The organism is Blastopirellula marina, assembly GCF_002967715.1.
GTDB lineage: Bacteria > Planctomycetota > Planctomycetia > Pirellulales > Pirellulaceae > Bremerella > Bremerella marina_B.
Genome location: NZ_PUIA01000069.1, coordinates 306,058 through 323,195 on the forward strand (window position 1 = coordinate 306,058; position 17,138 = coordinate 323,195).

Consider the following 17,138-nt stretch of genomic DNA (forward strand, 5'->3'; position numbering starts at 1 on the left):
TTTCAACAGGGCAAATAATCATCGGCGGAAATAGGAATGTTAATCGTTGCGTACAGCGTGTTCCTGTGTGTGTTACTTACGTTGTTGTTATTCGTCGCCAAGTTTAGCAGGCATCCAATTTCTCTGATAGGAAGCCTTATTGTAGTAGAAATCGTCTTGGTTTCGGCATTTTCACCAGCTGATTTGGGTGAATTTGCCGAGGCTGCCTTTACACGACTTTTTGCGTGGAATATGGGTACAGTAGGTGTGCTTTTTGCGCTGCGTGGATTTATATTGAACGATTCAATTAGAGGTTTAGCATGGAGGTTTTTTCTGCTAATAGCACCCATCGGGATTGTTCTATTTATGGCTATTCGAGATCAATAGCCGGGTGCCATGCCAAGACACCTCGAACCAACCACCGCTAAGCATTATGCCGCGGATTGCTATCGGTGGGTCTTGCCCCAGCCAACGCAACTAGCTTTTTCCGTAGGAAAACACCAATGGATGACCGATGGAATGTTGCCCCAGATCCTCTGCAATATCTCCGTGAAGCTTCCGAGAAATACAGTGCGAACCTAATTTGCCCTTATGATGAAACGCTTAAACGCCACGTCCGCTTCGTGGAACGCATGTCGCAACAGCAACGAAACGTCTTTGAGCAAACTTGCAGAAAGATCGTATCCCCAGGAGAGATGTCCGTCATCGGTGATTGGTGCGAGTCGGTAAGCCATGGCACTGAGACGGAGAGACACGTCGCAGATTCAATTCGTCAACTCCTTTGGTTCCTGATGGAACTAGCCGAAGATGGCATGCCTCCTTTTGACGAGATACTGCGAGGCGTCGAAATACCCTTTCTTTATCAGAAGGACGCTTGGAACTGGGACTTACCCAAAGACCTACGCTATATCATCGGACCAGCTTTGTACTTTGGAGAAAGGTTCCCTAATGAATCTAAAATGCTGCACTTCTTCGAACGCTCTTCACGAAGTGAGCAGGAATGGCTCACAAGTATCGCGACGCGAATTGGTGAGAATCACGACTGGCCGAGGATTTCCCAATGGCTATCGGACAGCAAGTCATTACACACTCTTGACGTCTGGCGACTTGGGAATCTCATGGACCTCTGTGATATGGATTGTTTTGACTAGCAGGGTGCCAGGCCCACGAAGACGTGAGCCTGGCACCCTGGCAACTTAATCCTTCGTCGTATCACGAAACGAAATCGCCGGGACATCGTGTCGGTCGACAAACATTTCCTGGATTGCCAGTAGCGATTCGAGGAGCGTGCGGGGGCTGGCGGGCTTTTTGTGGGTGATCGACAGCTGGCTGGGGGTCACGCTGACTTTGCCTGGGATGCCGGCGATGCTCACGCTGCAGTAGGTTACGTCGGGATCGTAATCGAGGGTGATGCGGTCGTCCTCGAAGTCTTCGAGTCGGTCGATCAGTTCGGTTAACTCTGCCCGCTGAGGCATCTCGAAGACGACGGTGTTGAAAACCTGATCGAACAGTTGGGCGAATGGTTCGCTGAAGATCTGATCGGGCTCTTTGATGGCGTCGACGGAACGCAGCCAGATGGCCATCGAGGGATCGTTTTCGTCGAGATGAACGGCGATCGAGTAGTTGAAGTACGGCGTGATGATTGTGGCGGTCCCGTCGCCGTGATTGCTGACGTTCATCGCGGTTCGCTTGAAGCGGAAGAGATCTCGCAGGCTGCGGAAGACGGTGTTGATGTCCTCGTCGATTTCCTCCTTCGCGATCTTGGCAAGGAACGCGTCGGCCGCGGTATTGTTTTGGGTAGGGACGGTGTGATTACTACGCCGGAAGCCTGCCAGGTTACGCACGCGAACGGCCTTCTTGGCCAGAAGGGTTACACTACGTACGGTGCCTGCGTCGGCCTTGGCGGTCCCTTTTCGCTGGGCCAGAAGCTCGGTCATATCGGCCAGCAGGAACTCGCCCTCGGATGAATCAACGTACCACGGCGTTTGAACGCGCTTGGTCGCGTAGAGCGTTCGCAGGGTGCCAGGGACCGCTTGCTGCAAATAGTTTTGCAGCGACCCGGCCGTCAGCGACTTGCTCCTTTCCAAGGCCCGGGGAGCATTGCCGCCGAGCGTTTCGATAAGGTGATACGCCCACACTCCGTGACGCAGCTTCGCGTTCGCATGCGACGTTTCGCCGGGCCTGCACGAGGCGAAGCAGGCGCGGTGCTGACTGGCACCGAAGAAGGTTTCGAGTTCAGCATCGTTTAGCGGCGCGTAGCGATCACGCAGATCATCGGTCGTCAGCAGGCCCTTTTCGCACGCGTCGAGAAAGAAGGCGACCTGCTGACAGGCCGACTTCTGAAACTGATCGAAGAGCCAGGCCAGCTTGATACTGGTGCGGGTCAGGTCATCGGGGTTGGTGTCGTGACAGGTGAGGTAGTTCACCCCTTTTTTCGAGAAGCCATGGCCGGCGTAATAGACGAACAGTTCGTCATCGTGATGCAGCCCCTTGATGGCCCGCTGCACGCGTGACTTGACCTGCTTGTGAGTTGCCTCACTGCTGAGGATGACCACACGATCGGCACCCGCGAACTCATGCTGCTGGAGAACGCCTGCCAGGGCGGTGGCATCGCTTTCCGCATAGCGGGCACGTTTGATCCGCGAATCGGCGTATTGTTCAATCGCGATGAGGATAGCAAGTTTCACGATGGCTCATATTTGCGGGATTGCAAACTGGGAAATCACGCATTGTAACGCCGAAAAGCGGGTCTTTGAAGCGAGTGTGGTCGCAGGGAGAGTCGAACAGGGCAGTGTTATTACTCGGCCTGTTTACGTTCTCTCGGAACGAACCAGCCAACCACAAACGCAATAACGCCGGAGCCAATCGCGGCGGCACCTAGAAACAGCAGGGCACCCAGTCCGGGGTACTGGGGCGAACGTTTCACTTCTCGCAGACACCAGAAGTAGAGCAACCAGAAGCCAGACCAGGTACCGACAAACGAGACGGCCATCAGCGCGTACCAGAACCGGTTGCTGCAGAAACGCTGCTTGACGACCACCGGAATGAATGCACCGAGGGTGCCCATGATCCAGCAGCCACTAAGAACCCAAACGGAGAACACCTCTTTCAGGCGCGGAAACTGCGGCAGCAGCGAAAACGAACCGAACATCAACGCGATGAACGCGACGATGACAAAGAAAGTGCGAAGATTAAATCGGTTCATATTGTTTGCCTTGGTGCATCGAGTGATCTCTGCATCGTGACGGCCCCGGTCATATGGCTATGCCTGCCTCGCTTGCCACTCCGATGCCAACAGCCCGTAGACGACGTGATCGAGGTAGCGTCCGTCGATCGATTCGGCGGAGCGGATGGTTCCTTCCTGGGTGAAGCCCAGTCGCTGGGGGATCGCGCGGCTTCTGGTGTTTTCGGTCGCGCAGCGGATTTCGAGGCGGTGCAGGTCAAGTTCGGTGAATGCGTGGGTGATGTACGCCGAGCAGGCCTTGGTCATGATGCCTTGGCCCTGGTGCTTTTCGGCCAGCCAATAGCCGAGCGAGGTCGACCGGTTGGGCCAGTCGATCTTGTGCATACCGATGACTCCGACGATTTCCTGCCCGGCGCGAATGGCCGTTTGAAAGCCGTTGTTTTCAGCCATCTGCTGGCGGGTTGTGGCGATGAAGGACTCGACATCGGCGACCGACTGAGTGGTTGCCACCCACGGCATCCAGGGGCTGAGGTGCTGCCGGTTTTCATTCACGGCGTTATACAACTCGGGCGCATGCTGCCGTGTGAGCAGTTCGAGCCGGAGGTTGGTGTCGAGTTGATACGAGAACATCGCAGGTTGCCTTGGCGGGGGTGCTGTTGCGTTTGATTATCTCAACAGTGCCAGGCCAATGGCAAATGGTTCGCGATGTTGCCGCTTGGGCTTGCTTAGGTTCCGTTCGCCGGGGCGGCGGCTGGGGTGTCTCGGCGGATCATGCTTTGCATAACAATCACGGCGTCGATTGATTCCGGGTCATTGGAAAGAAGCGAGAAGTCGATTTGGCTGTTCGTGTTCTTGTGCGTCGTGGAATTGAAAACGAGCTTCCAATCGGGGGCTCTGCCCGAGAACTCCAGGCCGGTTGCCACCATTGGCAGCGAAAACCGTCCGTCCCAATTGGTGACCACCGGGGTGACTCCTTCGGCACTGCCTTTGATTCCGACGACGACGCCTGGGATGGGGTCGCCGGTGAGGGCATCGGTGACTCGGCCGCTAATCTTGATCGGATAAAGCCGTGAACAACCCAGGGTTGCCGTGGCGATCGCCAGACAGACCAGGAACAAGCTTGCTCGCGATGCGATCAGGCAATTCATGATTTCACTTCCTCGAATACCGACCGTGGGAAACGCGGCGAGACGAACTCCGGGGCTTCTCCTGGCGAAGATCCCTTGCTGACGCCCCGTGAGGCGGTGCTCACCCTAAAAGACGAGCTTCTTCCACGAATAGTTTTTGGGCGTGTGAGACATCGTTGTTGCTGCCCCAGACCAGGGGGAAGGCACTGTATGGCCCTTAGAAGAAACGCTGATAGTGCTGACGAATGACTTAAGGGGCTTTGAGCAGCCACCAACCCGCAAACTGCCTATTTTAACCGGCAAAGATTCACAATCTTTTACCGCAAAAATACATTGGGTGAAATGTAATTTCTTGATAGTATCTCGGTTGTGCTGCCCCCCGAATTTCTGGTCATCCATCCACCTTTTCTTCGATTCTGTCCTAGTCGAAACAACCAACATCTTGTCATTTGAGGTTGCCATGGACGAACTTTGCAGACCTGCTTTGCATCGTGCGACAAACCGTTTTCTTGTGGCTACGTTGTGCTCAGTCAGCCTTGTTTGCCTGACGCTGACAGGCTGCGGCCAAGGTCGAACATCGGCCGGAGCGACCGCTTCCGGCATCGTGACGGTCGAAGGCGTTCCCCTAACCGGTGGAACGGTGGCCTTCTCGCCGGTTAACTCAGGGTCGTCCGCATTCGGGCACATTCAGCCCGACGGCACCTATCATGTCGAAACCGATTCGCAGACCACCGGCCTGGCCCCTGGTGACTATCAGATCGCGATCTATTTCTCACCGCCAGAAACGGAAGACGCCGCGGGGAATACCGTGGTCGGCGAGAATCCCGTTGCCAAGAAGTATGCCGACTTCGATCGCTCTGGTTTGAAGGTCACGGCCAACGCAGGGGACAACAAGTTTGACTTCGATCTCGATCCGAAGAAGGCAGGTCGCAAAAAGTAATTTCGATTCCATCAGGTAGCCCGCCGCGGATTGTTGTCGCGGGCAAACCGTTCTCTTCTCTTCTTTTCTTATCTAGATTTTGCAAGGAGTTGTCATGTCTTATTCTTCTTTTCGAAGGCATGCCTTCACGCTGGTTGAGTTGCTTGTCGTGATTGCGATTATTGGCGTGCTGATTGCGTTGTTATTGCCGGCGGTTCAGCAAGCCCGTGAAGCCGCACGGCGGATGCAGTGCACTAACAACATGAAACAGTTGGGGCTGGCGATGCATACCTATCACGACGTGGTCGGCAGCTTGCCGCCTGCCTACGTCTTCACCGGCGACACGACACACGATCGGATTGCGCTGTGGGCCTGGGGAGCGATGCTGGCTCCTTACTTCGAGCAGAACTCTGCTTACGACATTCTTGAGGTAAGTAGCGATTCGGCAGTGAACGCGGTCAATAAAGGTGCCAAGCGAAAGGTGATTCAAACGCCAATAGCTGGCGTTCGTTGCCCTTCGGATGCTGGTCCCGAAAAGCACAACGACTCGGTTGCCAACCGCAAATATCGCGACACGATCGCGGACGTGAACCGCCATGGCATCGTTTCCAACTACGTGGTGAACAACAGCAGCGGCCAGATTCGCAACGACCGCGGCACTCCCAACGGCAAAGCGGACGGCGCATTCTTTCGCAACAGCTACATCGGTTTCCGCGACCTGACCGACGGGACTTCGAACACGATTCTGATTGGGGAACGCAGTTACTTCAATCCGCTTTCCGGCAACAACGAACCCCAGGGAGCGATGTTCTGGGGAACGAGCGGGTATTTCGATAACGACGGCAAAGGGCTGGGTGCGGTTTCCGCCGGCGGCCATCGCAAAATCAATTGCCCGGAGAACGATCAATGTCGCCGATCGTATACCAGCATGCACCCTGGCGGTGCCCAGTTCTGCCTGGGAGACGGTTCGGTTCGGTTCATTCCGGAAACGATCGAGCACAACACCAACGCCGCGGTGAACTCGACGTTTGAGTACCTGCTTTCGATCTCCGATGGCAACGTGATTGGCGATTACTAAACCGCCAGGTTCGATTGGCATGTGCGGCCCCGGACTTAGCTTCCGGGGCCATTGACACGCGCGAGCAAAGTCAGCATTTTCCATCGATGGCGGCGTGTTTCGTGGTATCTTAGCGGCAGCTTTTCACCACGACTTGTCCCTCTCGGAAAATGCCGCATGCCAGGCCGACTTCTCATCGCCGCGATCGTTCTGCTGCTGGCTGGTAGTGGATCATCGTTTGCCCAGCCAGCGGATCATTGGCGAGTCACGGTGCAAGATGTTTCCTTGCATCCTCTCGCGGTTTCCGCTGACGGAAAGCTGGTTGCCGGGCGGGGGAACTGGGCTCAGGCAATCTTTTACGTCGTTGACTACGAAAAGTCTCAGGTGCTACTTTCCGTGCCTATGTCGCATGCGATTCGTGCGGCCGCGTTCTCGCCCGATGGCCAGTGGTGTATTGTCTCGACGTACGAGCATGTCTATCGCATTGACCTTAAGGATGCTTCTTCCCAACTGCTAATCGAGAAGGTGGCCGGAGCAGTCGCGATCGATGCCACTGGCGAACAGTTAGCCGTACTAGGCGACCTGAATCTTGAGTTCCCCGTTTCGCCCAGCTACGAGACTAAGCAAACGCAACTAGGAATCTGGGACCTGAAACAAAGTCAATGGAAAACGAAAATCGATACGCCTATCAAGGTGGATCATTTGGTCGTGTTTGACGGCGATAGCGTGATTGGAGCAGGCGTGGGAGGCAGGATTAGAACCCGATCAGGAACAGGGAGTTTCCCGTGTCATGTTCAGTTCCACGTGACCACCGGCAAGAAGAGCTACGGTATTGGCGAAGGAGGAGACTCGCTTGACTACGGTGCTCCTGAAAACCCGCTGGGAACTCCGATACCAGACTATGAGTTCCCGCCGGCGATCAAGCGATTGCAGGCCGGCATCTCTGCGGTGACACCCCGCACACCAGTAGAACAGGCAAAGTTTACCGCCCAGAGCAATGGCCTCACTGGCAGTGTTTGGGCGTTGGTGGCAGACAATCAGCGCATTGCCGCCGTAATGGATCATGGCGATCAGAAGCGTAGCTTATTGACGATTCCCATCACCGGAAATCTCACCGCGAGTGATGCCAAGGTTCCATACGACATCGAGGTGTGTCGCGGCCGAATCGTGCAGGAATTGCAAGGTCGCGTCACGGACATCGAAACGGGTCAACAAGTCACCCGTTTCCCTGACTTCCCCCGCAATCGCGACAGAGACAACCGCTGGGATCAGTTTATTGGGACCGGCTGGCTCATTCGCGATGGTGTCCGAATGAGCTATTACGTACCAGGGCACCAGGGTCCTGTTTGGGAGCGTGAGTGCCCCGAAGGCTTACGCAAGTTTATCCCTGTCGCATGCAGCTCGGATGGCAGCCGCATAGGCATGTTTGCGCTACTTGATGGCGCTGCGTTCCAGGTGCTGGACTCCGCCACGGGAAAGGTTCTGATGCAGCCGCCGTTGGATCCTGAAAAGGACTCAACGCCCCCGGTGAGACTAGGGGCACTTAGTTCCGACGGCAGCAAGGTGTTGGTCATTTACCACACTTTTCGTCGCGAGCGTTACGAGTCGTTGCTAAGTAAAGTTCGCCCCGATCTCGAAACTACGCGGACCGTCCACATTCAGTCGCTCCGCGAATACGACGTCGCGACCGGAGAAATCACCTACGAGCGTGTCCTGAAGGAGGGTGAGTATTACCAAACGATCGTTCATACGGGACAAGCCTGGGTTTTAGGAGGCTATGGGAATTCGCTTTACCTTGCTGACAAGACACATACGGAGTTAACGATTCCGTTTGCCAGAATCGACTGGGTAACGCCGATTCCGAATCGGCAGGATGATGCCCTATTGGTCGAATACCGGAAATCAGCAAATGCCGTCGTCACACCCGACGGAAAGCTTCTAGGCACGTGGTACGGATATTGGCTAGGCCCTGGTCGCAATGGCCGGAATTTAACGCCGATGTCGGGTATCGCGTTCAACGGCAAAGTTTTCGCCCGGCGGACCGGAGCAGGTGAAATCGAACTGCGCGACGCCCAAACGTTCGATACCATCGCGTGGGTGCATGTCCTTCAACAAGCACAAAACTACGAGTGGATCGTCTACACGCCAGACGGGTACTGGGATGCATCGCCCGGTGCCGAGAAGTTTGTACTGGTGACCAGGAACGGAAGCGCTGTCACACCGGCCGATCTCCAGTCGCGCAGGGCTGCGGCACTTTTGAAATCACGGTTGCCGCAGTGATAGGATATGCCCACTAGCATCCTGCCAGCCAAAAGGGAAATCTTATGCCCGATCAACCAGCTTCCGATTCGGTGGAAACCCTTCTCGACGACATGCTACAAGACGTGGGGCACTCTGCGTTGAAGTATTCCACTTGGAAGAACACCGTATTGTCAGCATTTCTAGGAACCACAGGTAGCGACTACCAAAACGAGCTTATGATCGTCGGTCGAGCGCTCAATGGAAATAATGGGACGTGGTTGCCTCCAGAGATGCAAGATCAAGCCAGGCGAAGTGAAGTCGTTGAGAACGCAGCGCATCAATGGGACAATCGAGGGCTCAATTGGGTACTCAAGTATTGGAAACAGATTCGTGCTTGTGAGGACTGCCAGGAGAACTATTTCGGTCGGAAATCGCAATGCCCTAAGTGCCGGAGCTCGAAAACAAAGCGGCTATATTGCACGCGGACCTCCGCGTTCTGGCGAGTGATCCGCCATGTGGTACGCAATATCCCATTTCCAGAATCGCTCTGGGACACGTGGGCCAATCACGTTGCATGGACGAATCTCTATAAAATCTCACCCAGTGGCGGCGGCAATCCCACAACCTCATTGCGACAACTTCAGCATCCGTACTGCGAGCAGATTCTCCGTCTCGAAATCCAAGCCTGGCAGCCTCGACGGATCTTGTTTCTTTCTGGCTATGACTGGATGAATCACTTCTGTGAGGGGCTCGGAATCGCAGGACAAATCACCGAGAATGCCAAGTTCGTTCAGTTTGCTGGCACGCTAACCTCGACAGGCGCGAAGGTGGTCGTCGGGCCTCATCCGCAAGACCGAGGAGCAAAGCCTGAACGCGACTTTGCCAAGGAGATTGCCACTTACTTCCGCCAGTCGTGAGAAAATAAAAATCTCAACCGATGATTATGGCTTAGCTTTCACCGCGACCAAAATCTTATCGGCCACTGCGGCGGCCAGGCGGTCTCGGCCGGCGTCGTTGTAGTGGACGTCGTCTTCGCCCAGTTGGTACTTGGCTCGGTCGTCGCCGATCACTTCGTAGAGGTTGTTGATCGTTACGCCGTGCTTGTTCATCACGGCGATGGCGGCGGCGTTGAACTCTTGGGCCTGGGCTTCGCTGACGACGAACTTCACCTTCTTTTCCGGACCGATGCAGGGGGGCGTCGTCACACCGAAGATCAGCGTGGCGTCGGTCTTGGCCTTCAGCTTGGTGACGATCGTGTCGAGGCTTTTCGCGTACGACTCAGGCGTGGCTTTGACGGACTGGCTCCAGCCGTACCAGTCCCACAAGCCGAAATTGAAATGAACGACGTCCCACTTCGAATCCCCCACCCACTGGTCGATGTGCTCGGCACCGAATGCGGACCAGCGGCAATTGGTGTTGGGGCGATGGACGTTGGCTTTACCGTCGAGCAGCTTGCGAACGCGCGGCGTGTAACCGATCGAGATCGAATCCCCCACGATCAACACGCGAGGCAGTTGGGCGTTATCGACCGGGTTGGCAAACGGATCGCGAAACGGATCCGGCTTCGCTTTCTCTTGAGCCAGAGTTGGTGAAACAGAGAGGCCGCATAACAAAAGAGCCAAAAACCAGGTTCGCATGAGGGTGCTTTCCAATCGGTAGGACTTGCCTTGAGGACGAGAATCTCGCTAGGCCAAGTCTAACCGCCACGGTTGGCAGATCAACTACGTGCAAGAACGGGGAACGCGGGCCGAGCGTTACTGCGGCGATTCGACCTGGAAGTCGATTGTGTTGGTGCCAGTCACAGGCAAGTTATTGAACAAGCCATATCCCCGAATCGGCTGCGATGCCAAATGGCTTCGGCCTGGCCATGTGATCTAAATCGGGCAGAGCAATCCCCCGTTTTTGGCATTTTTTATGTAAGCGCCAAGCCCGAGAAAGCCCTGACATATCGCCCGACGCGATACCTGCCAACGTTAAGCCTTTGCGAGCCACGTGTACCGACGTTCAAATTGCCGTAAGATGGAAGAAAAACCCGAGGTGGAACCACGATGAAAATTCTTCTAGCGAATGACGACGGCATTTACGCACCTGGCCTGGCGGCCATGGAAAAGGCGTTGCGGGCCATTGGGGATGTGACCGTGATTGCTCCGGCAACCGAGCAGAGCGGGGTAGGGCACTCGATTACCTTCTTGTCGCCGCTGGTCTGCAAAGAGATCTACGATGGCGATCGAAAGCGCGGCTATGCCGTGGAAGGGAGCCCGGCCGACTGCGTGAAGCTGGGGGTGGTCGAACTGATGGACGAGCGGCCTGACCTGATTGTCAGCGGCATCAACGGCGGACTGAACGCCGGGATCAACGTGCTTTACTCCGGCACAGTCGGGGCGGCAATCGAAGGAGCCTTCTTTGGCATCACCAGCATTGCCGTGTCGCTGGAATGGGACGAGCATGCTCAATTCGACCGGGCAGCGGAGATGGCTCGGCAGATCATCAGCCAGATCCTCGAGCACAAATCGAAGTCTCCCAGGCTGTATAACCTGAACATTCCCACCCCCGCCACGAAACTACCGCCGGGCGAGGCCGAACTGAAGATCGTGCCGATGGGGGTGGCCCGCTACGGCGAGCACTTCATCAAGCGGAAAGACCCCCGAAACCGTGACTATTACTGGGCTACCGGCGATCCTCGGCCAGAGCATGGCGAGGAAGAAACCGATCTCTCGGCGCTCGAAAAAGGGTATCTGACCCTCACGCCGCTGCACTTCGACATGACCGAACGTGCGCAAATCGACGAAATGAAGCCTTGGAATCTGAAAGTCCTTGATTAGGGTAGAAGTACCCCGATTCACTTTTCAATTTTATTTACCGGCAACTGAGGCCGGCGTCGAAGTGCGCACCTGTGCGTGGATGGATTCCGCGTCGCTGCGCGTGATTGATCGACACTATCATGTTTGCAAGAAAAGTGACTCTGCTTGGACTTCTGTCCCTGGCCTTTGGCCTTATCGCAATTAGTACCGCGTCGGCAAACGACTGGTTGCTCGCGCCCAGCTTTTATAGCCACGACCCACAAACGGGTCAGCGGGCCGTGCAATATTCGCAGCCGCAGCCAGCGTTCGTGTACGAGAACCCCACCTATTTGAAGTCAGGCTATCACCATCGCCGTTCGAGCATCCGCGGCGTTGACGGCAGCCTGGACCAATTGCACATCGTGGAAGAATGGGGCCGTCCGGTGCGTCCGTATGGCGAATGGGAACGACCGTTCCGTCCGTACTCGGTTCCGTATCAATTGTGGGGACCACCGTACGGCGGCTTAGGCCCGATCTATCAGAACTTCCCCGGGCAGTTCCCGTACCCCACACCACTTCCCGGCCAGGGTGGACCGGGCCAGGGTGGTCCATGGCAAGGTGGCCCTGGCCATGGTGGTGGTTACAACGGCGGCCCCGGCGGCGGTTACGGCGACCAATCGATCTAAGAACTAAGAAGCAAGCCGCTACGCCATACACGGCTCGTAGGATGGCTACGCCTTCCGAGGCGATAGCCATCTTGAAGCATTCCACCAACTTAAGGTGGCTATCCGCCAAAGACGTCGGTAGCCACCCTACGACTTTCTAATTGGCTTCCGCGAACCAGTCCGGTGCATTGGCCGTGGCCTGGTCGTACTTCTCAAGCAAGGCCTTCTTCAACTGGGCAACGATCTGGGGATGATCGGCCGAAACATCTTTGGTCTCGCCGATATCTTCGGTCAGGTTGTAAAGCTCGAACGCGGTGAACTTCGCGTCTTTGATCTTCGAGTAGTCTCCCTTTTGATAGGCGGCACCAGGTTTGACTTCCCCTTGGTCCCACAGGGCGACCAGCTTCCAGTCCCCGTCACGCACGGCGACCTTGGCATTGTCGTAGGCTCGATAGTAGTGCCAGAACAGCGGCTTGGCGCGCTGGATCGGCTGGCCACGGAAGAGCCCGACCAGGCTGGTGCCGTCGAGCTGCGCATCGGCCGGAATCTCGACGCCAGCCATTTCGCAGAACGTGGGAAGGATATCGAGCGAACAGACCGGCACGTCCGACTCGATCCCGGCGTCGAGCTTCCCGGGGAAGCGAGCAATGCCGGGCACACGAATTCCACCATCGTAGATGTGCAGCTTCATCCCTCGCAGCGGGCCAGGCGAACCGTGCGAACGCCAGGCATTGGGATAGCGATCGAGCGTTTCCGGCCCGTTGTCGCTGGTGAATAGCACAAGCGTGTTGTCGGCCAGGCCCAGCTTGTCGAGCGTCTGCATCAAGCTGCCGACAGCCCGGTCCATGTTGGTCACGTTGGCGTAGTACAACGCCTGGCCGCGTTTGTCGGCGTCGGGATAGGTGTTCACCAGGTCGTCCGGCGAAGCGATCGGCTCGTGCGGTTCGTGAAAGGTGACCAGGGCGAAGAAAGGCTTGCCGTCGTCGTTGATGTCTTCGAGCCAGTGGCTGGCCTCAGCGGCCACTACCTGGCAGGAGAAACCGGTCGTGGGGCCAACCTCTTTGCCGTTACGGACGAAGTTCTTGGGGTTCTCGTGCGAAGGGGCCGCGTTGTTCTGCGTGGCGAACCAATAGTCGAAACCAAGATCCCCCGGCTGCGGCTGCTTGGGGGAATTGAACATGCCGTTGCAGTGCCACTTGCCAAAGAGCCCCGTCTGGTAGCCGGCCGATTTAAGCAGCTTCGCGACGGTGTGCTCGCTGGCTTTCACATGCATGGGGGAACCACCGGGGATCCAATCGTAGATTCCTACCTGCGTCGGCGTTTGCCCCGTGACCAGGCCAGCACGCGATGGCGAACAGACCGGCGCGGCGCTGTAGCACGACGTAAAGCGAACCCCTTGCGAGGCCAGCTTGTTGAGGTTGGGCGTTTTGATCGAGGGGTGGCCGTAGCACTGCAAGTCGCCGTAGCCGAGGTCGTCGCACTGGATGACCAGGAAGTTAGGCAGTTCTTGAGCGGAAGTCACCTGCGAGCCAATCGCGAGCAGAAGCAGCGCGATGAAAAGGGAAAGTCGCTTCATGGGAGGCATCTTTTCGGGGTGGGAGTTGGATGAGCGTGAGCCGTGGGGACGCGTCCCAGGATAACGCACCCAGGCGTGCGATGCTACTTTTCGCCGTCGGCCTGCTGCTTTTGACGCCGGAGAATATCGCGATGGGCGATACCGGCGGTCTCCCACATGTAGGTGCTGATCCGCGAAGGACCGGCTTCCAACAGCTTGGGATCGGCGGCCATCTTCAGGTACTTGGCCGCCAGGTCGTCCTTTCCTTCGGCGACGTAATACAGCCCGACATAAAGCAGAGTGTAGAAGCGATAGCCAGCGGCGGCTTCGCCGGTGAGCTTGGTGGCTTCCATCTGCTCGAGCAGTTTCTCTGGGGTCACGTTGCCGCGATAGAGTTCCAGTACTTCTTGCAGGCCGGGTCGCGAGTCGCGTTCGATGTTGATCAGCGTCTCGCGGGCCTTCGCGAGGCTATCGGACTTGGCCAGGCACAAGTAGCGCCAGACCGAGTTCTCGACGTCTTGATCGTGGTAGTTCTGATAGTCGAGAAACTGCTTCGCTCCGTCGGCATAGTCGCCGGCGTAATAGCACGAGATGCCGCGTTCCCACAGGCTATCGCTACGGGCTGGCTGCAGTTTGATCAGTTGATCGAAGTCGTCGACCGACTGGCGGAAGTTCTCGGCAAAAAAGTTTTCAGTTGCACGGTAGTAATACAGATTCGGAATGGCCGGCTTGAGCTTGATCATCTCGTCCAGCAGAGTGATCGCCTGCTGGTGATCGTCTTTGTCGAGGGCCCCGCGAAGCTGCACGTTCAGCTTGTCGAACGCGTCGTCTTGGGCAAGCCCGAGAGCCGGGCGGAGAAGCACCAGGCTAAGGACTATCAAACAGCGGAACCTGGTCACTGAACTGGCGATGAACATCTTGAACGATCCGTTGCAGGGGCTTTCGGCGGATACGTCGCTGGGCTTCTTCCAATAGGCACCAGCGATAGCGGAAGTCGAGCGGTCCGGTGGCTTCCGGTTGCTTACCCAAATATTGAAACACGTAGGCCTTGATCACGCCAGGATCTTCGTTTCGAGAGCGCGGCAGCGTGGCGACAGGCTTAGATGCTAGCGAAAGCACCTTGAGATGCCAACGGTCTTGGATGTGATGCACTATCTTATGGTGGTCGCTATGGTCCACCAACAAGAAGTCGGGAAATGCCCATCGCGAACGCTCTTGGTCTGATTTCAACCAGAATTCCATTCCCAGCGACGTTCGTCGAACGACCACTGCACAGATCCATTTTCCCTGGGGCATTCGAGGTCGTACTAAGATAAAGCCAATTCATAGCGGACTAACGCACATAGCCCAATAGCGGGCCCCTCTGAAATGGTACTATATAGATAGGATTTCGGCAATGATTCAGAAAGCTAAATAGGATTTTTCTGGAAATTGCCACCTAGGCGAGGGAGCACCTGTCCTGCTAGTTGGTGCTCCTGACGGCTTTCCATCCACGCCCCTAAATGTCCGGCATCTGCGGTTTAATTCGTTGGTTTTCTGTAAACCGACTTGATTGACAAGCGACCAACGGCCGGAACGGCTGATAGGGGCTTTCACCTGGCGTCTGAGCTGGGCAGACTAAGAGTAGCTTACCCCAAAACCCATCGCACCCCTATATTCAACTATTTATAGGCCCTGCACGAACAACAATTGACCACTTTGCGTCGCTTCAACGCGTATAGATTGCTCGATCAGTCAAAATGAGAAGGGGGTCAGGACACCCCAAACCTGGTTCTAAGAGCCCGGAATCAGGCGAAAATGATCTCAGATTGACCGTAGGATCTCATATTAAGACAGCGTGTCGGCCATGCGATCTGATTTCTTGAGCCAAATCGAACAAATTTTTCCAATCGAAAAGCATTGAGACAGAATAACTTACGAGAAACTCAAGGTCATCCCAGACAGTTTTTTCAACTTCTGGCCCTTGAGTTGCGTTAGTTGGACAGCACGGCGAGGGTGTTCGACACGCAGGGTGTCGAGACCTCACCAAGGGCACAGTACCCGGTCAAGACGATCCAGTTTCATTAGCCACGGAGGAGTGAGGTCATGTTAGTTCTGAGTCGAAAAGTTGGCGATTCCATCAAGATTGGCGACAACATCGAAATCGTCGTGAATCGCATTTCTGGCAATCGAGTCACCATTGGTGTTGATGCTCCGAAGGATGTCCGTATCCTGCGTGGTGAAGTCGAACTGGAACTCGACGAAGACGCTGTCCTGGCCCTGACTGGCCTGATGAACGCGAATCAATCCAGCTATAGCCACTCTGCCAGCTAAAGCCTTTGCCCCAACGCCGTTGGTTATGACAACCATGAAACTTGATCGCGGCGTTGGGAGTCAGATGCTCTCGCTGTCAGGGCTAGTCCCGCTTCGGATCGCGGCATCCAGTTCTCGCGAGATCCACTGGGCAATCCAATCGATTGCCACTGGCGCTTGCAGCAGGATGGGATGGTGAAGAATCAACGTTCGGGACGAGGCACACTCAGCCGATTGCAGGGTTCCCACTTTACGAGCCTGACTACTTGGGCGTTTCGTAAAACCACGAAACCCACTTGCCAGTGGCACTCCCGCTGCTTCTGCTTTGGTCACCAGCAAGCTGGCAACTTGCTCTGAACTGGCCAGCCAGGCGTGCTTGTAGAATGCTGGCTCACCATCTGGGTGTAACTCAATGGGCTGCAATTGGTCTTCGCTTGCTGCGAGAAGTTCCCGCAGTCTTTGCACGTTATGAAATCTCGCCTCATTCTGCGCGACGAGTCGTTTTAGTTGCGGTAGCAGCACGGCCGCTTGCAGTTCGCTCAACGGAAACGCGTGATTTCCCCGTTCGCAGAAGATCTTGGCCCGCTGTAGCACTTCGGCCCGTTGGGTCAGAATCGCTCCGCCTCTTCCGGCCGTCAGCAGCTTGCTTCCCCCGAAGCTGAGCACACCTACGTCGCCAAAGGTCCCCAAGCGATTGCCGTTGAGCTTGCCACCGGGGGCCTGACAGGCATCTTCCACGATGGCAATCCCGCGGCGATCGGCCATTTCACGGATTACAGGCATGTCGGCGATGCCTCCATGCAGGTGCGAAACGATCACGGCCGAAGTCTTCTTGCTGATGGCCGCTTCAATCGTCTCGGCATCCAAGCACCAGGTACGTGGGTTGATATCGACCAACACCGGAAACAGCCCGCTGTCTTGAATGGCGCGGAAGTTCCCAGGGAAATCGTACGCCGCCAGAATCACTTCAGATCCTTCCGGTAAGTTCAAACCACGTAGAGCGATCTGTACGGCGATGGTGCCCGAGGCACACGACAGCGATGCTGGCACCTCGTGGAACACGGCCAGTTCAGCTTCGAGCTGCTCGACATGGGGACCATGATAGCGGCCCCAACTGCCGTCCTGGTAAGCGCGGAGCAGGGCCTCTCGAACGGCCGGGTCATCGGGCAGGGGCCACTCGCTCCAACGGGGATCAAACGGAGGAAGATCGTTGCGATCGCTGATCGTAAAACTCCTTGGCAGCAACCAACAATTTCTTGCTGATCTCACATTGACGTACTTTTCTGGATCTTTGTATTGTCTTCCGGCCTCTTGCCATGTCCAGCGTAGGACGTGACTT

18 protein-coding genes are annotated in these 17,138 nt (G+C 56.1%); 9 read left to right on the top strand and 9 right to left on the bottom strand.

All coding sequences use genetic code 11. The features are described from left to right. Window positions 1-36 precede the first annotated feature (36 nt). Together C5Y96_RS21685 and C5Y96_RS21690 are read left to right on the top strand one after the other, a co-directional pair. The gene (locus C5Y96_RS21685; protein ID WP_105357745.1) at window positions 37-366 is read left to right on the top strand and encodes a hypothetical protein; all 330 of its coding nucleotides are present in this window, start codon (window positions 37-39) and stop codon (window positions 364-366) included. Window positions 367-482: 116 nt separating this feature from the next. Then, window positions 483-1,130, top strand: a complete 648-nt coding sequence (locus C5Y96_RS21690) for a hypothetical protein (RefSeq protein WP_105357748.1) — start codon at window positions 483-485, stop codon at window positions 1,128-1,130. A 45-nt stretch (window positions 1,131-1,175) separates the two neighbouring features. On the opposite strand, the gene C5Y96_RS21695 is transcribed toward C5Y96_RS21690, so the two are convergent. From C5Y96_RS21695 to C5Y96_RS21710, 4 genes are all read right to left on the bottom strand, one after another. After that, window positions 1,176-2,666 (bottom strand): caspase domain-containing protein, encoded by a 1,491-nt coding sequence (locus C5Y96_RS21695; protein WP_158261357.1) that lies wholly within the window; start codon window positions 2,664-2,666, stop codon window positions 1,176-1,178. A gap of 110 nt (window positions 2,667-2,776) precedes the next feature. After that, a complete protein-coding gene (locus tag C5Y96_RS21700) occupies window positions 2,777-3,184 on the bottom strand; it encodes a hypothetical protein (protein WP_105357753.1) in 408 nt (135 codons plus the stop codon). A 57-nt stretch (window positions 3,185-3,241) separates the two neighbouring features. After that, a complete protein-coding gene (locus C5Y96_RS21705) occupies window positions 3,242-3,793 on the bottom strand; it encodes a GNAT family N-acetyltransferase (RefSeq protein ID WP_105357756.1) in 552 nt (183 codons plus the stop codon). Between the two features lie 95 nt (window positions 3,794-3,888). Beyond that, window positions 3,889-4,311 carry a carboxypeptidase regulatory-like domain-containing protein gene (locus tag C5Y96_RS21710; protein WP_105357759.1) on the bottom strand — a complete coding sequence of 141 codons (423 nt, stop codon included), beginning with the start codon at window positions 4,309-4,311 and terminating at the stop codon, window positions 3,889-3,891. 490 nt (window positions 4,312-4,801) lie between these two features. Between C5Y96_RS21710 and C5Y96_RS21715 the strand changes: the two genes are divergently transcribed. The 4 genes from C5Y96_RS21715 (at window position 4,802) to C5Y96_RS21730 (ending at window position 9,424) form a co-directional block, all read left to right on the top strand. After that, the gene (locus tag C5Y96_RS21715; RefSeq protein ID WP_146115761.1) at window positions 4,802-5,230 is read left to right on the top strand and encodes a hypothetical protein; all 429 of its coding nucleotides are present in this window, start codon (window positions 4,802-4,804) and stop codon (window positions 5,228-5,230) included. 94 nt (window positions 5,231-5,324) lie between these two features. Beyond that, the gene (locus tag C5Y96_RS21720; RefSeq protein WP_105357763.1) at window positions 5,325-6,287 is read left to right on the top strand and encodes a DUF1559 domain-containing protein; all 963 of its coding nucleotides are present in this window, start codon (window positions 5,325-5,327) and stop codon (window positions 6,285-6,287) included. 156 nt (window positions 6,288-6,443) lie between these two features. Next, a complete protein-coding gene (locus tag C5Y96_RS21725) occupies window positions 6,444-8,546 on the top strand; it encodes a hypothetical protein (RefSeq protein ID WP_105357766.1) in 2,103 nt (700 codons plus the stop codon). Between the two features lie 44 nt (window positions 8,547-8,590). Beyond that, on the top strand, window positions 8,591-9,424 hold the full coding sequence (locus C5Y96_RS21730; RefSeq protein ID WP_105357768.1) for a hypothetical protein: 834 nt from the start codon (window positions 8,591-8,593) through the stop codon (window positions 9,422-9,424). Window positions 9,425-9,448: 24 nt separating this feature from the next. Here C5Y96_RS21730 and C5Y96_RS21735 read toward each other — a convergent pair whose 3' ends face one another. Beyond that, window positions 9,449-10,144 carry an SGNH/GDSL hydrolase family protein gene (locus tag C5Y96_RS21735; protein WP_105357771.1) on the bottom strand — a complete coding sequence of 232 codons (696 nt, stop codon included), beginning with the start codon at window positions 10,142-10,144 and terminating at the stop codon, window positions 9,449-9,451. A 411-nt stretch (window positions 10,145-10,555) separates the two neighbouring features. Here C5Y96_RS21735 and surE point away from each other — a divergent pair, with 411 nt between their 5' ends. Then, the gene (gene surE / locus C5Y96_RS21740; protein ID WP_105357773.1) at window positions 10,556-11,329 is read left to right on the top strand and encodes a 5'/3'-nucleotidase SurE; all 774 of its coding nucleotides are present in this window, start codon (window positions 10,556-10,558) and stop codon (window positions 11,327-11,329) included. 119 nt (window positions 11,330-11,448) lie between these two features. Beyond that, window positions 11,449-11,973: a hypothetical protein gene (locus C5Y96_RS21745; RefSeq protein WP_105357775.1), complete on the top strand. Its 525-nt coding sequence runs from the start codon at window positions 11,449-11,451 to the stop codon at window positions 11,971-11,973. A 136-nt stretch (window positions 11,974-12,109) separates the two neighbouring features. Here the strand turns inward: C5Y96_RS21745 and C5Y96_RS21750 are convergent, their stop codons facing one another. From C5Y96_RS21750 to C5Y96_RS21760, 3 genes are all read right to left on the bottom strand, one after another. Next, window positions 12,110-13,528, bottom strand: coding sequence for a sulfatase-like hydrolase/transferase (locus C5Y96_RS21750; protein ID WP_105357777.1), 1,419 nt, complete (start codon window positions 13,526-13,528; stop codon window positions 12,110-12,112). A gap of 83 nt (window positions 13,529-13,611) precedes the next feature. After that, the gene (locus C5Y96_RS21755; RefSeq protein ID WP_146115762.1) at window positions 13,612-14,388 is read right to left on the bottom strand and encodes a tetratricopeptide repeat protein; all 777 of its coding nucleotides are present in this window, start codon (window positions 14,386-14,388) and stop codon (window positions 13,612-13,614) included. Beyond that, window positions 14,375-14,737, bottom strand: coding sequence for a hypothetical protein (locus C5Y96_RS21760; protein WP_146115763.1), 363 nt, complete (start codon window positions 14,735-14,737; stop codon window positions 14,375-14,377). Before C5Y96_RS21760 ends, C5Y96_RS21755 begins: the two co-directional genes overlap by 14 nt. 855 nt (window positions 14,738-15,592) lie before the next feature. On the opposite strand from C5Y96_RS21760, the gene C5Y96_RS21765 reads away from it, so the two are divergent. Further along, window positions 15,593-15,820 (top strand): carbon storage regulator, encoded by a 228-nt coding sequence (locus tag C5Y96_RS21765; protein ID WP_105357804.1) that lies wholly within the window; start codon window positions 15,593-15,595, stop codon window positions 15,818-15,820. 60 nt (window positions 15,821-15,880) lie between these two features. On the opposite strand, the gene C5Y96_RS21770 is transcribed toward C5Y96_RS21765, so the two are convergent. Beyond that, entirely contained in the window at window positions 15,881-17,044 is a 1,164-nt protein-coding gene (locus tag C5Y96_RS21770) for an aminotransferase class V-fold PLP-dependent enzyme (protein ID WP_158261358.1), read from the bottom strand. Window positions 17,045-17,138: the final 94 nt, after the last annotated feature.